Source organism: Micromonospora sp. NPDC049044 (assembly GCF_040649215.1).
GTDB lineage: Bacteria > Actinomycetota > Actinomycetes > Mycobacteriales > Micromonosporaceae > Micromonospora.
The window spans coordinates 12675-30579 of sequence record NZ_JBEZFA010000037.1; the positions used below are offsets into that span (position 1 = coordinate 12675).

The window sequence follows — 17905 nt, forward strand, 5'->3', positions numbered from 1 at the left end:
AGCCCGCGCCCCGCGTCAGCCGCGCCGGAGGACGGCGAGGAACATCGCGTCGGTGCCGTGCCGGTGCGGCCAGAGCTGCACCGTCGGCCCGTCACCGAGCCCGGGCATGCCGGCCGGCAGCAGCGACCGGGCGTCGACGAAGTCCACAGCGACGCCGCTGCGGCGGGCCGCCTCGGTCACCGTCACGTGCGTCTCCACTGTGTGCGGCGAGCAGGTGACATAGGCGACCAGCCCACCCGGACGAACCGCCCGTAACGCCGCACCCAGCAACTCCCGTTGCAGCCGGGTCAGCGGCGGCAGGTCGGACGGCTGGCGGCGCCAGCGCGACTCCGGCCGGCGCCGCAGCGAGCCCAACCCCGTGCACGGGGCGTCCACGAGCACCCTGTCGAAGTGCTGCTCCGGCAGCTTCGGGTCGGCGCCGACGTCGCGGCCGTCCATGGCCAGCACGGTCACCGGCAGGTCGCGGGTGGCCAGGGAGACCAGCCGGGCGCGGTGCTCGGCCACCTCCACCGCTGTCACCCGCGCGCCACGCTGCGCGGCCAACGCGCCGAGCAGGCCGGCCTTGCCGCCCGGGCCGGCGCACAGGTCCAGCCACCGCCCGTCCGGGCCGTCCAGGGGCGCGTCGGCCAGGGCCGCGGCGACCAGTTGGGAGCCCTCGTCCTGGATGTGGGCGCGGCCGTCGACCACCGCCGGGATGTCGCCGGGCGCGCCGCCGGGCAGATAGACGGTGTACGGCGAGAAGGCGCCGGGCGCCCCGCCGACCTGGTCGGCCAGCTCGATCGGGTCGATCAGGCCGGGCCGGGCGCACAGGTGCACCGGGGGACGCTCGTTGTCCTCGATCAGGAGCCGGGCCGTCTCACCGAGATCACCGTCAAGCGCCTCGGAGAAGGCCCGCACGATCCACTGCGGATGGCTGTACGCCAACGACAGGTGCCCGACCGGGTCGGTCTCCGTCGGTGGGGCGAGTTTCGCCACCCAGGCGTCCGCGTCCCGGCTGGACACCTCGCGCAGCACCGCGTTGGCGAAGCCGGTAGCGCCCGGAGCCACCGAACGGACCAGGTCCACGGTCGACGACACCGCGGCGTGTGCGGGCACCCGGGTGTGCAGGAGTTGGTACGCCCCGAGCCGCAGCGCGTCGCGGACCGGCGGGTCGATCCGGGCCACGTCCCGGCCGGCGGCGTCGGTCAGGATCGCGTCCAGCGTGCCCAGGTTGCGCAGGGTGCCGTAGGTCAGCTCGGTGGCGAAGGCCGCGTCCCGGCCGAACAGCCCCTCCTCCCGCAGGATGATGGGCAGCACCAGGTTGGCGAACGCGTCGTCGCGGTGCACCGCGGCCACCGCTTCGTACGCCGCCCGGCGCGGGCGGTCGAGTGGTGGCCGGACCGGCCGGCGGTCCCCGCCACGACCGGCGGACGGGCCGGAGCGCGTCGGGCGGGTCCCCTCCGGGGCGGTCACGCGAAGTCCTCTCCGGTGCCGACCCGGACGCCGCGCGCCCAGTCGGTGGCGCCCATGGCCCGCTTGCCCGCGGCGCGAACCTCGCCGAGGCGCACCGGCACTGTCGCCGTACCGGCCAACACCCGGGACTTCTCCACAAGCAACTCCCCCGGCTTCAACTCGGGGCCGTCGGGCACCGGCACCACCGGGCCGAGCTTCACCCGTTCGCCCCGGAAGGTGGTCCAGCCGCCCGGGGCCGGCGTGCAGGCCCGGATGCGGCGGTCCACGGCGAAGGCCGGGTCAGCCCAGCGCACCCGCGCGTCGTCCACTGTCAGCTTCGGCGCCAGCGACACCCCGTCGGCGGGCTGCGGCTCGGCTCGGGCGGTGCCGTCGGCGATCGCGTCGAGCACCGCCACCAGCAGCCCGGCACCGGAGTCGGCGAGCCGGTCCAGCAGGTCACCGGAGGTGTCGGCGGCCCGGATCTCGTCGGTGAGGGTGCCGAAGACCGGGCCGGTGTCCAGACCCTGCTCCAACTGGAAGACGCTGGCCCCGGTCAGCTCGTCACCGTGCAGCACGGCGTGCTGCACGGGAGCGGCGCCGCGCCAGGCGGGCAGCAACGAGAAGTGCAGGTTGATCCAGCCGTGCCGGGGGATCTCCAGGGCGGCCGGCGGCACCAACGCGCCGTAGGCGACCACCGGGACGCAGTCCGGCGCCAGTTCGCGGAGCCGGTCGAGGAACTCGGGGTCGCGGGGGCGGGCCGGGGTGAGCACCTCGACGCCGTGCGCGTCGGCCCACTCGCCGACCGGCGAGCGGGACAGGCCACGCCCACGCCCGGCGGGCGCGTCCGGCCGGGTGACCACGGCGACCAGCTCGTGCCGGGAGGCGGCGACGGCGGCCAGGGCGGGAACGGCGACGGCCGGCGTACCGGCGAAGATCACCCGCATCGGGGTCACCGCCCCAGCCCGAACGGGTCGCTCAGGTGCGGGCTCAGCTTGACCGTCGGTGGGGCCGCCGCGTCGTACCAGTCGGCCTGACGGATCGCCTTCATGGCCTCCTTGCGCCCCTCCTGGTCAAGCCGGTCCAGGAACAGCACCCCGTCGAGGTGGTCGGTCTCGTGCTGGACGCACCGCGCCATCAGGCCGGTGCCGACGATCTGGACCGGGTCACCGAAGGAGCTGAAGCCCTTGGCGATGACATTCTGCCGACGCTTGGTGTCGAAGTAGAGCCCGGGGATCGACAGGCAGCCCTCCGGGCCGTCCTGCTCCTCCTCGTCGGGGAACTCGAGCACCGGATTGATCAGGTGCCCCAGCACGTCGTCGACGTCGAAGGTGAACACCCGCAGACTCACGCCGAGCTGCGGCGCGGCCAGGCCGGCGCCGTTCTGCTCACGCATCGTGTCGGTCAGGTCGGCGACCAGCCGACGCAGCTCGGCGTCGAAGGTGACCACCGGATCGGCCGGCGTGCGCAGCACCGGATCCCCAAACAGACGGATGGGCTGAACGGTCACGCGGGGTGGCTCCTTCGACAGGTGGACGGGCGGTGCCGTACCAGTCTACGGAGTGCCCGGGCGGACGCTGGCCGGCGTACCTCGATCGGCCACCGCCGGTGTGCCGAGCGTCACCGGTCGGCGGCCCGGCACCGGCCGAGCGTGCCCGGCGGCCGGCCCCTGACCGTCGGGCGCCCGGCCCTCGTGGGCGGGCGTCAGCCCGGGGTCGCGTCGCCGGCCGCCGCCCGGTTCAGCAGGTCACGCACCCGCTCGATGTCGGGGTGGCCGAGGTCGTCGAGGATGCCCAGGGCCCGCCGCCAGGTGCGTACGGCACCGGCCGTGTCCCCCGACGCGTGTCGACTCTCACCGAGCCGGGACAGGGTGTCCGCCTCGTCGTAGCGGTCACTGATCCGCCGGTACAACCCGAGCGCCCGCTGGTAGCAGCGAATCGCCGCGCGGTGGTCGTTGAGCCGGGCGTGGATGAAGCCGAGGCTGTCCCAGGTGTTCGCCTCACCGTGTCGGTCGCCGCTCGGACGCAGCAGTGCCAACGCCTGCTCGCAGTGCGCGAGCGCGGGCCCGTACTGGCCGAGCTGGGCGTGCGCCCAACCGACAGCGTTGCGGGCGCTGGCCTCCCCGGCCGGGTGGCCGGCGGCCCGGTACAACGCCAGCGCCCGCTGGCCGTGGTCGAGGGCTTCGGCGTACCGGCCGAGCCCGTCGAGCATCGCGCCGAACGCCCGGTGGGTACGCGCCTGCCCGGTGTGGTCACCCAGCGCCTCGAAGATCACCAGGGCCTGCCGGTAGTTGCGGGCCGCCTCGTCCACGTTGCCCAGCCGGGAGAGCACCCGGGCCAGGTCGCGGTGGGCGTTCGCCTGCCCGAGCCGGTCGCCAGCCTGCCGTGCCCCGGCCAGGGCGGCCCGCTGGGCGACGGCCAGGTCCGTCCACCGCCCCCGACGTTGCAGGAAGTCCACCAGTGTCCAGGCCAACTGCCAGGCGTGGCCGTCGAACCCGGCACGTCTCGCGTGGGCGACGGCCGCCAGCAGCACCGGGTACTCGACGGTGAACCAGGTGAGCGCCTGACCGTGGTTGGTGATCTCCTCCGGCTGCACGCCCGGTGGGGCGTCGGCCAGGGTGACCGGGTCCCGCCCCGGTTGCAACAGCAGCGCGGCCGCGTGCGCGGTGTGCAGGTAGTGGTCCAGCCCACGCCGGATCGCGGCCCGCCGGGCCTGCGCCGGTTCGAGGCGTTCGGCCAGCTCCGCCGCGTACGCGCGGAGCAGGTCGTGGGCGCCGAACCGGCCGGGGGCCTGCTCGGTGACCAGGTGGGCGTGGGCCAGCTCCGCCAGCAGTCGAGGCACCTGGCCCCGGGGCAGCCCGGCCAGGCTGGCCGCCGCGGCGACCCCGATCTCCGGCCCCGGATGGCAGCCGAACAGCCGGAACAGGCGCGCCGCCGCAGGCGTCAGGCTCCGGTACGACCAGGAGAAGACCGCCTGCACGTCGCTGCCGGCGTCGCCACCGTCGAACGAGTCCAGCGGGTGCGGGGCCTCGCGCAGCTCGTCGGCGAGGGCGGCCAGGCCGAAGGCGGGATTCGCCGCGCCTCTGGCGGCGAGCACCGCGAGCGCCAGCGGCAGCCGCGCACACCGCTCGATTATCTCGTCCACCGCGTCCGGTTCGGCCGCCAACCGGTCCGCGCCGAGCCGCCGGGCCAGCAGTTGCCAGGCCTCGACGGGGTCGAGCAGGCCGACGCCGATCGGCCGGGCGCCGTCGGCGGCGATCAGACCGGCGAGCCGGTTGCGGCTGGTGACCAGGACCAGGCAGCTCGGGCTGCCGACCAGCAGGGGGCGGACCTGGTCGACGTCGCGGGCGTTGTCGAGCAGCACAAGCATCCGGCGGCCGGCGAGCAGACTGCGGTAGAGGCCCACCTGCGCGGACAGGTGGGTGGGGATCCGTTCGGGCGGCACCTCGAGGGCCTCCAGGAATCCCCGGACCGCCTCGACGGCTGTCACCACCGCTCCGGAGGAGTCGAACCCGCGCAGGTCGACGTAGAGCTGGCCGTCCGGGAAGCGGTTGGCGACCCGGTGCGCCCAGTACACCGCCAGCGTCGTCTTGCCGACCCCGGCCGTGCCGGACAACGTCATGACGGTGGCCGCCGCCGGGTCGCCGTCCCCGGGCCCGGCGGAGCTGGCGCACGCGGCATCGAGTTCGGCGAGCTGGGCGGCCCGCCCGACGAAACCCGGAAGCGCCGGGGGCAGTTGGCGCGGCACCGGGAAGCGGGCCGAGGGCGTACCCGGGCGGGGACCGCCGGCCCTGGCCCGACCGGCACCGGCGCTCGCCCGTCCGGTGGTCGCGTGGTCCCGGTTCGGGCCTCGACGGTGCTCCTCGACCCGGTCCCGGGCCGTGGCCAGCACGCCCTGCTCGGCCGGGGTTGCCCCGAGCAGCCTGATGAGGGCGTCGAACCGCTCCGGCGGAGGCAGGATGTTGCCGGCGAAGTACTCCCCGATGATCCCCCGCGACCAACCGGTCTTCGCGGCCAGTTGCCGGTAGGTCAGCTGGGTCTCGCCCTGCTGTCGGGCCTCCCGACGGCGCAACTGGCGCAGCAACCCGGCCAACTCCTGGAGGGTCTGCGCCTCAGCCGCGCCGCGGGCCACCTCGAACGCCGCGGGCGATCCCGGTGCCGCCGATCGGACGAGAGGTACCCGTTGGTCGGACATGCGGCTCCCACCCCCCGGTCACCCGGCCCCCCGGATGCGCACGGGCAGGCTAATTCCGCCGCCGCGCCGATCGATAGGTGAGCGCCGATGTCTGACAGTTCCATCCCGGAGGGTGGAACGTCCGGCGCTGTCCGGCGGTGTCCAGCCCCGTCCAGGATGCCCCGCGCGGTGCCGACCTCCCATGCCACCGTCCTGGCTGCGGGGTCGACCCGCTCCACACACCCCTGGGGGAAGAGGTACTGATGATCCGTCCACATCTGACCGTCCGGCGGTCCCCGTCGCTGCTGCGTCGCGCCGCCGTCGCCGCGTTCGGCCTCGCGCTGCTGGTCACGGGGGTGGCCGCCGCACCGGCCGCCGCCGCACCGGCCGCACCGGCGGGCAAGGCTGCCAGCGCCGGGTCGTTCGTCGACAGCACGCCCGTGCCCGGTGGCTTCGCCTCCTGGTCGGAGCTGCTCCGACTGCAGCAACGCATGAACACCGCCGCCGCGCGGATCACCACAGTGGCCGAGCGCAGCGCCAGCTCCGGCTTCGCCGGTATCGTCGCCGATCCCACCAATCGGGAGCTCCAGGTCTACTGGAAGGGTGAGCCGCCAGCCAACGTGGTGGCCGTCGCTCGGGCCACAGTCGCGACCCGGGTGCTGTCCGCCCCGTACACCCAGCGGGAGCTGATGGCCGCGGCCGACCGGCTGCGGGCCAAGGTCGGCGACAAGATCACCACGGTCGGCCCGCGCGCCGACGGTGCCGGCCTGCTGGTCGGCACGCAGAGCGGGCTGCTCGGGGCGGCGGCCCTGGCCGGCGTGCCGGTGACGGTGCAGACCGGGGTCGCCGCCTCGCCGGCGACCAGGTGGGACGACAGCCCGCCGTGGTGGGGCGGCGCCGCGTGGCGCAACACCGCCAACGGCGGTGGTTGCTCAACCGGCTTCGGGGTCTACCAGGCCGGCGTGACGCGGGTGCTCTCCGCCGCGCACTGCGCCAACCTCAACGTCCTGGCGACCGACCCGACCGGGCAGACGATCGGCACCGTCACCGCCCGCAACGTCGGCACCGACACCCTGCTGCTCAACGGCAGCGGCGGTGGCCGGGTCTTCAACAACAGCACGAACGCGGCCGGTCAGGTGGTCAGTGAGTTCAGCAACCAGGTGATCGGCGCGTCGGCCAGCCAGGTCGGCAACTGGGTGTGCACTTCTGGCGCCTACTCCGGAACCCGCTGCTCGATCCAGGTGAAGGCCCGCAACCTCTGCATCAACGTGCAGAACTTCGGCCAGGTCTGCGGTCAGGTGCAGGCGGAGAACACCACCTTCACCAACGCCGTCGGCCAGGGCGACAGCGGCGGCCCGGTGGAGATCGTGAACGCGGCGAACACCCTCCAGGTCTGGGCCACCGGCACCAACACCGCCATCGACAGCGCGAACACGTCAACGGCCTGCACCGGCTACGTCCCCACCGGTCGGATCTGCGCCTGGCGGTTCTACTACGAGGACATCTTCTCCGGCATGGCCGGCGTCGGCGCCTCGGGAGTGGTGCTCGGCTGAGGCATCGCTCGACACGATCGGACAGGTGGTCGGGCCGGCGCGCACCCCGCGTGCCGGCCCGGCCGCACGCTCGGCTCAGGCGCCGACGGCCGGATCCCCGGCGAGCACCGCGTCACCACGCAACAGCGCGGGCTCGGGCGGCGGCAGCTGGATCTTGTGCGCCGCCTCCCAGTCGTAGACCAGGCCGGGGCGCACCTGGGCGGCGAAGTAGTCGATCGCCGTCATCCCGCCCACGACCGGCTCGTCGACCTCGGCGACCAGTTGGGCGGGGACCAACGAGAAGCCGCTCTGCAGGGCGGCGCTGAGCCGGCGGTGACCGTCGACGACGAAGAAGTACTCGCCGGTGAACCCGATCTTCAACGGTTCGAGCCCCTCACCGCCGGCCTCGGCCACGTCGCCGACGAAGTCGGTGTCCCACAGGCCCCGCAGGGTGGAGATGTCCTCGGTCGGGTAGACGCGGGCCGGGTCCAGCAGCAGCAGCGGCGGCCCGTCGCGCAGCACCTCGGCGCCGAGCGTCCCCTGGTACGCGGCGACGATGTGCTCGATCACCTCGGCCGCGGTCGCCCGGGTGGTGTCGCAGATCAGGTCGTAGTTACGCAGTCGGGCCTTGTCCACGCCGTACCGGATGATGAACCGGCTGCGCTCGCTCGCGCTGCGTTCCCGCAGCTTGGCCTTCGCCTCGTCCAGGGAGGCGTAGCTCTCCGCCGGCCCGGACGGCCGGGCGAGCACCCGGCGGGCCGCCTCACCCGGCTCGGTGATCATGTGAACCTTGAGCGCGTCGGTGAAGAAGTGCCAGGCCAGCCGGGAATCCATGATCAGGCGCTCACCGGAGGCGGCGATGTCCCGCTGGAGCTGATCGACGTAGCCGTCGACGGCCTGGTCCAGCTCGGCGTGCAGATTGAGCTGGAGCGCGGTCATCTGCCGCTGCTGCGCCATCTCCCGGTAGAGGTCTCCGACACTGACCCGGCGCATGCCGAGCCGCTTGGCGATCTCGACCGACACGGTGCTCTTGCCGCTGCCGAGGTCGCCGTTGAAGACGATCGATTGTCCAACGGTCACGACTGGTCCACCCCTGCTCACCGGCTCAAAGAAATCATCGACTTCGCGTCCGACCGACGCGTTCCCGCAATCGTCGGGCCATCCTGCGGCGGCCCCCAGCACGGCGCCTGTGACGCTCCGTCGCGACCTGGAGCCGTCGTACGCCTTGGCATGACGGGCGATGCTACCACCTGATCGCCACCGCTTTGTCGGACGCGGTGTGCGAGGGCCAGCCACGCGGGTCGGCACCGCCGCCACCGGAACCGCCCGAAACTCCTCAGAACAGGCTGAGCGGATCGACCTGGAGACGAACCGGGTCGGCGGCCTTGCGGGCGGTCCGCGCGCCGGCGGCCGAGTGCAGCGCCTCGGCGAGCGCGGCAGCCCGAGCCCGGGGCACCCGGACCAGCATCCGTTCCCGGCCCTCCTCGGCCGGAACCGGCCCGAGCACCTCGGCGTCGTCGGGCAGCCGGGCCGCGGCGAGCAGGTCGGCCACCGCCTCGGCCGGGCCGGTGAGGCTCGCCATCCGGACGGCCGGCGGGAAGCCCAACTCGCGACGCTCGGCCAACTCCCGGCCGGCGAACCAGGCCGCGTCCCAGCGCAGCAGCGCCTGCACCGGGGCGAGGGCGCCGTCGGCGACCACCACCACCCGGCCGGTCGGGGCCGGCCGGGCCAGCGCCGCCGCCGCCTGCCAGCGGCGCAGCGCCTCCTCCCCGGCCCGCAGGTCGGCCCGGGTCAGCAGGGCCCACGAGTCGAGCAGCAACACCGCGCCGTAGCCCCCCTCGGCGACCGGCTCGGCACCGGGCGTCGTCACCACCACTGCCGCGCCGCCGGGCACGTCGGTGAGCACCTCCTCGCGCCCCGAGGTGCGCACCGGCACGCCGGGGAACGCCCGACCCAGCTCCTCGGCGGTCCGCCGGGCACCGGTCACCGCGGCCCGCAGCCGCCGCCCACCGCACTGCGGGCAGGCGTACGCGGCGGCCACCCGGGCGCACCACCGGCAGGACGGGGTGCCGCCGGCCGAGGGCAACGCGAGCGGCCCGGAGCAGTGCGCACAGCGGGCCGGGGTGCGGCACTCCGCGCAGGAGATCGACGGCAGGTAGCCACGTCGGGGCACCTGCACCAGCACCGGCAGATCCTGCCGGAGGGCGTCCCGGGCGGCCGTCCACGCCAGGCTGGGCAGTCGGGCGGTGGCGGCTCCCGGGTCGCGGGCCAGTTGCGGGTCGTCGCCGGTCGGCGCGATGGCCGGGATCCGGGCCCGCACGGTGGCCCGGTCGGCGACCACCTCCCGCGCCCAGCCGGTCTCCAGCAGCAGTTGCGCCTCGGCGGTGCGGGCGTACCCGCCGACCAGCACGCCGGCCTCGGCGAGCTGGCCGCGGGTGAGCAGCACATCGCGGGCGTGCGGGTAGGGCGACCGGGGTTCGGAGTGCAGGTCGTCACCGTCGTCCCAGATGGCGACGAGGCCGGGCCGGTGCACCGGGGCGAACATCGCCGCCCGGGTGCCGATCACCACCGGCACCTGCCCACGGCGGGCGGCCAGGAACGCCCGGTAGCGGCGGGCCGGCCCGAGCGCGGCGGAGAGGCTGACGTGCCGTCCCGGGCCGAGCACGCCGGTGAGCGCGGCGTCCAGCCGATCGAGGTCGCGGGCGTCGGGTACCACGACCACCGCGCCCCGCCCGCCGGCGACGGTGGCGGCAACCGCGTCGGCGTACCGGGCCGCCCAGTCCTCGCCGGGCAACGCCGACCAGACCGCGCGGGGCGCCCGACCGTCGGTGAGCGCCCGCAGCAGCGCCGGGCCGGTCGGGTAGTCCCGCCACCCGCGCGGGTCGACAGCGGGCCCGGCCGCGCTGTCCGCCCCGGGGGCCGGCTGCTCGCCGCGGGGCTCCTTCTCGACCCGGGCGTGCCGGGGTGGGACGGCGAGCCGGAGCACGTCGGCGAGGCTGCCCGCGTACCGGTCGGCGACCGCCCGGGCCAGCCGGGCGATCTCGGGCGCCAGCACCGGCTCCGGCGAGACGACCTTCTCCAGGTACGCGAGCCGGCCGGTGTGCCCGGAGTCGTCGGCGCGCGACAGCAGCCACCCGTCGACGAGCTGCCCGGCGAAGCGCACCTTCACCCGGGTGCCGGGCACCGCCACCTCGTCCAGTTCCGCCGGCACCAGGTAGTCGAACGGCCGGTCCAGGTGGGCCAGGCCGACGTCCACGCAGACGCGCGCGACCGGCGACCCGTCCGCGGGTCGCCGGTCGCTGCGCGTGGTGGCGGTCAGGCTCCTGCGGCCGACTTGAGGTCGGCGGCCCGGTCGGTGCTCTCCCAGGTGAGGTCCGGCAGCTCCCGGCCGAAGTGGCCGTACGCGGCGGTCTGCTGGTAGATCGGGCGGAGCAGGTTGAGGTCCCTGATGATCGCGGCCGGACGCAGGTCGAACACCTCGGCGACGGCCTTCTCGATCGAGGCCACCGGCACGGTCTCGGTGCCGAACGTCTCGATGAACAGGCTCACCGGGTGGGCCTTGCCGATGGCGTAGGCGACCTGCGCCTCGCACCGCTCGGCCAGACCGGCGGCGACCACGTTCTTGGCGACCCAGCGCATCGCGTACGCGGCGGAGCGGTCCACCTTGGACGGATCCTTGCCGGAGAACGCGCCACCGCCGTGCCGGGCGTACCCGCCGTAGGTGTCGACGATGATCTTGCGACCGGTCAGGCCGGCGTCACCCATCGGGCCGCCGATCTCGAACCGGCCGGTCGGGTTGACGAGCAGTCGGTAGCCGTCGGTGTCCAGACCGAGGCTCTCCAACTCCGGGGCGATCACGTGGTCGCGCACGTCCGGGGTGAGCAGCGAGTCCAGCGAGATGTCCGCGGCGTGCTGGCTGGACACGACGACGGTGTTCAGCCGGACCGGGCGCAGCCCCTCGTACTCGATGGTCACCTGGGTCTTGCCGTCCGGGCGCAGGTAGGGAATCGTGCCGTCCTTGCGCACGGCGGCCAGCCGACGGGCCAGACGGTGGGCGAGGGCGATCGGCAACGGCATCAGCTCGGGCGTCTCCGAGCAGGCGAAGCCGAACATCATGCCCTGGTCGCCGGCGCCCTGCGCGTCAAGTGCGCTCTCCGACGCCCCGGTACGCAGCTCGAAGGCGTTGTCGACGCCCTGGGCGATGTCCTCGGACTGCGCGCCGATGGAGACGCTGACGCCGCAGGACGCGCCGTCGAAGCCCTTCTTCGACGAGTCGTAGCCGATGTCGAGGATGGTCCGGCGGACGATCGTCGGGATGTCGGCGTACGCCTTGGTGGTCACCTCACCGGCGATGTGCACCTGGCCGGTGGTGATCATGGTTTCCACGGCCACCCGACTGTGCGGATCCTCGGTCAGCAACGCGTCGAGGATGCCATCGCTGATCTGGTCGGCGATCTTGTCCGGGTGGCCTTCCGTGACCGATTCGGACGTGAAGAGGCGGCGTGTCACGGCACTCCTAAGCGTGTGAGGTCGTTCCGCGGCAGTCTAGTCACCACTGCGGCCGGTGCAGGGAGCGGTCGCGCTCTGTTCCACCCGTCAGGAGCGGACGGGTAGCCGCGCCACGACGAGATCCCAGACGGTGTCGGCCACGGCGTCCTTGGCCTGCTCGGGCAGCCGGCTGACCGAGCCGTCCGCGCCGATGACCGTCACCGTGTTGGTGTCGGCGCCGAAGACCAGGTCGGGACCGACCTCGTTGATGACGATCAGGTCGGCCCGCTTCCGGGCGAGTTTCGCCCGGCCGTTGGCCTCGGCGTCGCCGGTCTCGGCGGCGAACACCACGAGCAGTTGCTCCGGTCGCTTGCGCTGGCCGAGCTCCGCCGCGATGTCCGGGTTCGTGACGAGTTCGATGGTGGGCGCGACACCGTCGTCCGACTTCTTGATTTTGCCAGGCGCGTAGGCCGCCGGCCGGAAATCGGCCGGAGCCGCCGCCATCACCACAGCGTCGGCCTCGACGGCGGCCTTCAGCGTCGCCTCCCGCAACTCGGCGGTGGTGCCGACCCGGATCAGGTCGACGCCGGCCGGGTCGGCGAGGGCGACGTTCGCCGCGATCAGGGTGACCCGGGCGCCCCGGGCGACCGCCGCGCGGGCGAACGCGTACCCCTGCTTGCCGGAGGAGCGGTTGCCCAGGAACCGGACCGGGTCCAGTGGTTCCCGGGTGCCACCCGCGGTGACGACCAGCCGGCGACCGGCCAGGTCGGCGGGGGCGGCGGCGCCCCGGGCCAGGACCCGACGGGCGACGGCGAAGATCTCCGCCGGGTCGGGCAGTCGGCCCTTGCCGGTGTCGACGCCGGTCAGTCGCCCGACGGCCGGTTCGATGACCCGGACCCCCCGGGCGCGCAGCGTGGCGACGTTGGCCACGGTGGCCGGATGCTCCCACATCTCGGTGTGCATGGCCGGGGCCAGCAGCACCGGGCAGCGGGCGGTCAGCAGGGTGTTCGTCAGCAAATCGTCGGCGAGCCCGTGCGCGGCCTTGGCGAGCAGGTCGGTGGTGGTCGGTGCGACCACCACCAGGTCGGCCTGCTGACCGAGGCGGACGTGCGGCACCTCGTGGACGTCGGTCCAGACGTCGTCGGCGACCGGCTGGCCGGACAGCGCCGCCCAGGTCGGCGCTCCGACGAACCGGAGCGCCGACGCGGTCGGCACGACCCGAACCCGGTGACCGGATTCGGTGAAGAGTCGCAGCAGCTCACACGCCTTGTAGGCGGCGATGCCGCCGCCGACCCCGAGGACGATCGAGGCGGACATCGGCCGGCGAGGGCTTACGGCTGGTCGGTCGGCTCGGCGGTGAGCAGGCCCCCGTTGATCTCGCGCATGGCGATGGAGAGGGGCTTCTCCTGCGGGGTGGTCTCGACGAGCGGGCCGACGTACTCCAGCAGGCCCTCGCCGAGCTGGCTGTAGTAGGCGTTGACCTGGCGCGCGCGCTTGGCGGCGAAGATGACAAGCGCGTACTTCGACGTCGTCTTCTCGAGGAGCTCGTCGATCGGCGGGTTGGTGATGCCTTCGGGGTTGGCGATGGATCCCACGAATTAACCTCTGCGTCTTTCGAGCCGCGCGCACGCGGTGCTGAGTCTCAACGGCGCCGGCGGTCAGCCGCGCACGCGCGACCAGGCCGGATCCGGATAAGAAGAACCGAGTAAGCCTACCAGCTCGTCCGCCACCCGCTCGGTGCGGTCGTGGGTGAGCGTGTGCGTGAAGGTGACCGCCACGGCCGGGTCGGGTTCGTACCCGGGTGGGCTCAGCAGCACCAGCCGCGCGTCGGGCAGGCGGGCCCGCACCAGCGCAGCGCCGGGCAGGTCGAGCGGGAGCAGCACCGGCTGCCCGGCGTCGAGCCGGGCGCGCAGCGGCGGGTACGGCGTGCCCCGGCGGTAGTCGCCGATCCGGGACCACTCCACCAGCTCGCCGACGGCGAGCCGGCGATCGAACTCGGCGGGGGCGAGGAAAACCCGGTCGTCCCCGTCGATCTCCGACTCCCGGCGCGGCCGGGTGGTTGCCGGCACCGGGACCCACACGGACGGAGAACGCGCCCGGACCAGCTCGACGACACTCTCCCTGCCGGAACCCGAAGGTCCAGCCAGGACAGTGAGCCGAGCAGCCGGGCGCGCCTCGTCATCCGTGCTCACTGCTTGTTTCTACACGCTGCCAGGTTCAGTTGGCGGCGAACTCTCCAAGCAGTGCCTTGCGCTGCTGCTCGCCGAGGCCACGCAGGCGACGACTGTCGGCGATCTTGAGCTTCTCCATGATCTGGGTAGCCCGGATCTTGCCGATACCCGGCATGGCCTGCAGGACTGCCGAAACCTTGAGCTTTCCGACGACGTCGTCGTTCTCGGCGCGCTCGAGGACGGCACCAAGCGTGGTCTTGCCCTGCTTGAGCTGCTCCTTCAGCTGAGCACGGGCCTTGCGGATCTCCGCGGCCTTCTCGAGCGCGGCAGCGCGTTGTTCGGGGGTCAGTGACGGGAGCGGCACCAGTTCTCCTCAGGTCCCTATCGCGGCGGGCGGGGCGCACCGCCGCATCTGTGAAACGTGGTGTCGCTGTGAACCAAGGGGTCCATGGTTCCCAGCGCGGGGAAAACTAGCGGCCAACGGAACTTTCGGCAACGTGGGGGCCGCATGATCACCGTAAGGTGACCGACCCGTCAGTCAGTCACCGGGCAGGCAATACGGCCCGACAGTCGGCCAACACGCGGTCCGCGGCGGCCCGCAGAGCGTCGACATCGGGGCCGACCGAGAGCACCTCCCGGGAGTACGACGGGAGCACCGAGGCGAGGCTCGAACCGAAGACGGTACGCAGATCGGCGGCGCCGGCACCCTGTGCGCCGAGCCCCGGAGCGAGCAGCGGACCCCCCACCCCGGAGAGGTCGTGACCGGTGTCGCCGATGGTCGCGCCGACCACCAGACCGAAGCTCCCGAGCGGAGTCGCACCCATGTTGAGCTGGGAAATCTCGTCGATCACGGTCTGCGCGACGGTGCGGCCGTCGGCCGTGCGGGCCTGCTGCACGGCCGCGCCCTCGGGGTTTGAGGTGAGGGCCAGCACGAACACACCACCGCCGTGCTCGGCGGCCAGCTCGAACATCGGCGCCAGCGAACCTACTCCCAGGTAGGGGCTCGCGGTGACCGCGTCGACATACATCGGGCTGGATGGATCGAGGTACGCGGCGGCGTACGCGCGCACCGTCGAACCGATGTCGCCGCGTTTCACGTCGAGGAGAACGAGCGAGCCAGCATCCCGTAACTGTCGGATAGTTGACTCAAGAATCGCCACTCCGCGGGATCCGAATCGCTCGAAAAAGGCCGACTGAGGCTTCACCACCGCAACCCGGTCACCGAGCGCCTCGACCACGGTCCGCGCGAACCGGTCCAGCCCCTGAACGTCGTCCGGAAGGCCCCAACGGGCCAGCAGAGCGGGATGCGGATCGATGCCCACGCACAGGGGCCCCCGCTCGCCGATCGCCCGGTGCAGCCGGGTTCCGAAGCTCTCCATCCGGTGCTCCCTCTCTCTTCTCGCCCGGGCGGCGACGCGCCTCCCGGGGTTTACCCATGGGTTCAGCCGGCCGCCACGGCCGCCGCCACGCCGGCAGCGATCCGCGCCAGGTCGGCGTCGTCGGTGACGTACGGCGGCATCGTGTAGACCAGGTCGCGGAACGGGCGCAGCCACACCCCCTGCCCGGCCGCGGCGGCGGTGGCCGCGCCGAGGTCGACCTCGTGATCGAGCTGGACCACGCCGATCGCGCCGAGCACCCGCACGTCGGCCACGCCGGGCGCGGCGCGCAGCGGCTCCAGGCCGGCGCGCAGGCCGGCGCCGACCCTGGCCACCTGGGCCGACCAGTCCCCGGCCCGCAGCAGCCCGATGGAGGCGTTGGCCACCGCGCAGGCCAACGGGTTGCCCATGAACGTCGGCCCGTGCGCCAGCACGCCGGCGGCGGAGATGCCCCGGGCGATCTCCGGGGTGCAGAGCGTCGCCGCGAGCGTCAGGTAACCGCCGGTGAGGGCCTTGCCCAGGCACAACACGTCAGGCGTCACCCCGGCGTGTTCGGCGGCGAACATCGCACCGGTACGGCCGAAGCCGGTGGCGATCTCGTCGAAGATCAGCAACACCCCGTGCGCCCGGGTCACCTCGCGCAGCACCCGCAGGTAGCCGGGATTGTGGAACCGCATCCCGCCGGCACCCTGCACGACCGGCTCGACGATCACCGCGGCCAGTTCGTCGGCGTGCCGCTCGACGGTCTCCACCAACGCCGCCACGTACGCGTCGTCGGGCGGGTCGGTGAAACCGCCGGGCGGGACCGGGGCGAACACCTGCCGGGGCAGCACGTCGCCCCAGAGGTGGTGCATGCCGCCCTCCGGGTCACAGACGCTCATCGGGTGGAACGTGTCGCCGTGGTAGCCGCCCCGCCAGGTCGCCAACCGGCGCCGCTGCGGCCGGCCGACGGCCCGCTGGTACTGCAGGCACATCTTCACCGCCACCTCGACGCTCACCGAGCCGGAGTCGGCCAGGAACACGTGCTCCAAACCGTCAGGGGTCAGCTCGACCAGGGTCCGGGCGAGACGCACGGCGGGCTCGTGGGTGAGCCCGCCGAACATCACGTGGCTCATCCGGCCGAGCTGGTCGGTCACCGCCGCGTCAAGCACCGGGTGCCGGTAGCCGTGGATCGCCGCCCACCAGGACGACATACCGTCCACCAGTTCCCGCCCGTCGGCCAGCCGCAGCCGCACCCCCTCGGCGCTGTGCACCACGTACGGCGGGTTCGTCGGCGGCAGCGCGGCGTACGGATGCCAGACGTGCGCCCGGTCGGCGGCCAGGATCTCCTCGGGTGTCACGGGTAACTCCTCTGCGCCTCAAGCGGTCCGGACGGCGAATATCCGCCGGCAGCGTCTCGCGCGCCGTGTGGGTCGCGCTCGTGCCGTGTCGGTCGGGTCCAACCGCAAGATCGTGCTCGAACAAGGATGTAGTGGCCTCCGGCGCGAGCGAGGCCACTACATCCAGGATCAAGCGCGACCTTGCCGCATGCGGCGGCGGGGCGGAGCATCTCGGCCTCCCCCGCCGCCGCCAACACCGCGTCGAGGGCGGTCACCGACCCGCGAGATGGTCCGGAGCCGCTGACCCGGCAGTCGCGCGGGCGGCGGCACGCACCAGGGCCGGGCCCCGGTAGATGAAGCCGGTGTAGAGCTGCACCAGGGCGGCGCCCGCGTCGAACATCCGCGCCGCGTCGTCCGGGTCGAGGACCCCGCCGACACCGATGATCGGTAGCCGACCGCCGGTCTCCCGGTGGACGAAGTCGACCACCTCGCGGGCTCGTCCGGTCAACGGCCGACCGGAGAGACCACCGGCCTGGGCGCCACGCTCGACGTCCACAGTGGCCAGACCGGTACGGGCCAGCGTGGTGTTGGTGGCGATCACCCCGGCCGCGCCTCGGGCCAGGCAGACCTCCAGCAACTCGGCGATCGCCGCCTCGGTCAGATCGGGTGCGATCTTGACCAGCACCGGCTTCTCCCCCACCAGCGCGCCGAGCAGCGCGTCCAGATGGGCCCGGTCCTGCAACGCACGCAGGCCCGGGGTGTTCGGTGAGGACACGTTCACCGCGAAGTAGTCGCCGTGCCCGCGAAGTGCCCGGTACGAGGCGAGGTAGTCCTCGACCGCCTCGTCGAGCGGGGTCACCTTGGACTTGCCCAACGAGATGCCCAGCGGCACCCCGAGCGGACGCGGCAGCGCGGCCAGCCGGGCGGCCAGCGCGGCGGCCCCGGCGTTGTTGAAGCCCATCCGGTTGACCACGGCCTCGCTGGCCGGCAGGCGGAACAGCCGCGGCCGGGGGTTACCCGGCTGGGCGTGCGCGGTGACAGTGCCGACCTCGACGAAACCGAAGCCGAGCGCGGGCCACGCCGGCAGCGCCGCGCCGTCCTTGTCCATCCCCGCGGCCAACCCGACCGGGTTGGGGAAGCGCACCCCGAACACAGTGCGCGGCGCGTGGACCGCGTACCGGGCCCGCAGCGCCGCCAGCGCCACCGGCCGCCGCGACAGCGCGGTCAGCCGGCGCAGCGTCCACTCGTGCGCCGCCTCGGCGTCCCCACCGCCGAGCCGGAACAACCAGGGCCGAACAACCCGCTCGAACATCAACCCCACCCTCCCTCTCCCACCCACCCACCCCACCCAAACCCCACTCCCGCCCGCACGCCCCGCCGCCGATCATGAAGTTATTGCCCCGACACGCCGTCTGGGC

General features: G+C 73.6%; 15 protein-coding genes. 1 reads left to right on the forward strand and 14 read right to left on the reverse strand.

Features of this window, described 5'->3' with window-relative positions; all coding sequences use genetic code 11:
- Positions 1-15 precede the first annotated feature (15 nt).
- From AB0B85_RS25980 to AB0B85_RS25995, 4 genes are all read right to left on the reverse strand, one after another.
- A complete protein-coding gene (locus AB0B85_RS25980) occupies positions 16-1494 on the reverse strand; it encodes a transcription antitermination factor NusB (protein WP_357411621.1) in 1479 nt (492 codons plus the stop codon).
- Complete coding sequence (gene fmt / locus AB0B85_RS25985; protein ID WP_357411586.1) at positions 1449-2375, reverse strand: methionyl-tRNA formyltransferase; 927 nt, start codon at positions 2373-2375, stop codon at positions 1449-1451. The genes AB0B85_RS25980 and fmt overlap by 46 nt, the downstream gene beginning before the upstream one ends.
- A gap of 5 nt (positions 2376-2380) precedes the next feature.
- Complete coding sequence (gene def, locus AB0B85_RS25990; protein ID WP_357411587.1) at positions 2381-2938, reverse strand: peptide deformylase; 558 nt, start codon at positions 2936-2938, stop codon at positions 2381-2383.
- 194 nt (positions 2939-3132) lie between these two features.
- Positions 3133-5622 (reverse strand): tetratricopeptide repeat protein, encoded by a 2490-nt coding sequence (locus AB0B85_RS25995; protein WP_357411588.1) that lies wholly within the window; start codon positions 5620-5622, stop codon positions 3133-3135.
- 242 nt (positions 5623-5864) lie between these two features.
- On the opposite strand from AB0B85_RS25995, the gene AB0B85_RS26000 reads away from it, so the two are divergent.
- Entirely contained in the window at positions 5865-7154 is a 1290-nt protein-coding gene (locus AB0B85_RS26000; protein WP_357411589.1) for a hypothetical protein, read from the forward strand.
- A gap of 75 nt (positions 7155-7229) precedes the next feature.
- Here AB0B85_RS26000 and AB0B85_RS26005 read toward each other — a convergent pair whose 3' ends face one another.
- The 10 genes from AB0B85_RS26005 to AB0B85_RS26050 all read right to left on the reverse strand — a co-directional run bounded on the left by AB0B85_RS26005 (position 7230) and on the right by AB0B85_RS26050 (position 17802).
- Positions 7230-8213 carry an AAA family ATPase gene (locus tag AB0B85_RS26005; RefSeq protein ID WP_357411590.1) on the reverse strand — a complete coding sequence of 328 codons (984 nt, stop codon included), beginning with the start codon at positions 8211-8213 and terminating at the stop codon, positions 7230-7232.
- Between the two features lie 256 nt (positions 8214-8469).
- Positions 8470-10389: a primosomal protein N' gene (locus AB0B85_RS26010; RefSeq protein WP_357411591.1), complete on the reverse strand. Its 1920-nt coding sequence runs from the start codon at positions 10387-10389 to the stop codon at positions 8470-8472.
- A 59-nt stretch (positions 10390-10448) separates the two neighbouring features.
- The gene (gene metK, locus AB0B85_RS26015) at positions 10449-11642 is read right to left on the reverse strand and encodes a methionine adenosyltransferase (protein WP_357411592.1); all 1194 of its coding nucleotides are present in this window, start codon (positions 11640-11642) and stop codon (positions 10449-10451) included.
- Between the two features lie 87 nt (positions 11643-11729).
- Positions 11730-12938, reverse strand: a complete 1209-nt coding sequence (gene coaBC / locus AB0B85_RS26020) for a bifunctional phosphopantothenoylcysteine decarboxylase/phosphopantothenate--cysteine ligase CoaBC (protein ID WP_357411593.1) — start codon at positions 12936-12938, stop codon at positions 11730-11732.
- Between the two features lie 14 nt (positions 12939-12952).
- Entirely contained in the window at positions 12953-13216 is a 264-nt protein-coding gene (rpoZ, locus tag AB0B85_RS26025) for a DNA-directed RNA polymerase subunit omega (protein WP_074318577.1), read from the reverse strand.
- Positions 13217-13279: 63 nt separating this feature from the next.
- On the reverse strand, positions 13280-13813 hold the full coding sequence (locus AB0B85_RS26030; RefSeq protein WP_357411594.1) for a guanylate kinase: 534 nt from the start codon (positions 13811-13813) through the stop codon (positions 13280-13282).
- 25 nt (positions 13814-13838) lie between these two features.
- Positions 13839-14156, reverse strand: coding sequence for an integration host factor, actinobacterial type (mihF, locus tag AB0B85_RS26035; RefSeq protein WP_112584585.1), 318 nt, complete (start codon positions 14154-14156; stop codon positions 13839-13841).
- A gap of 178 nt (positions 14157-14334) precedes the next feature.
- Complete coding sequence (pyrF, locus tag AB0B85_RS26040) at positions 14335-15171, reverse strand: orotidine-5'-phosphate decarboxylase (protein WP_357411595.1); 837 nt, start codon at positions 15169-15171, stop codon at positions 14335-14337.
- A 62-nt stretch (positions 15172-15233) separates the two neighbouring features.
- Complete coding sequence (locus AB0B85_RS26045; protein ID WP_357411596.1) at positions 15234-16508, reverse strand: adenosylmethionine--8-amino-7-oxononanoate transaminase; 1275 nt, start codon at positions 16506-16508, stop codon at positions 15234-15236.
- A 250-nt stretch (positions 16509-16758) separates the two neighbouring features.
- Entirely contained in the window at positions 16759-17802 is a 1044-nt protein-coding gene (locus tag AB0B85_RS26050) for a quinone-dependent dihydroorotate dehydrogenase (protein ID WP_357411622.1), read from the reverse strand.
- Between the last annotated feature and the right edge of the window lie 103 nt (positions 17803-17905).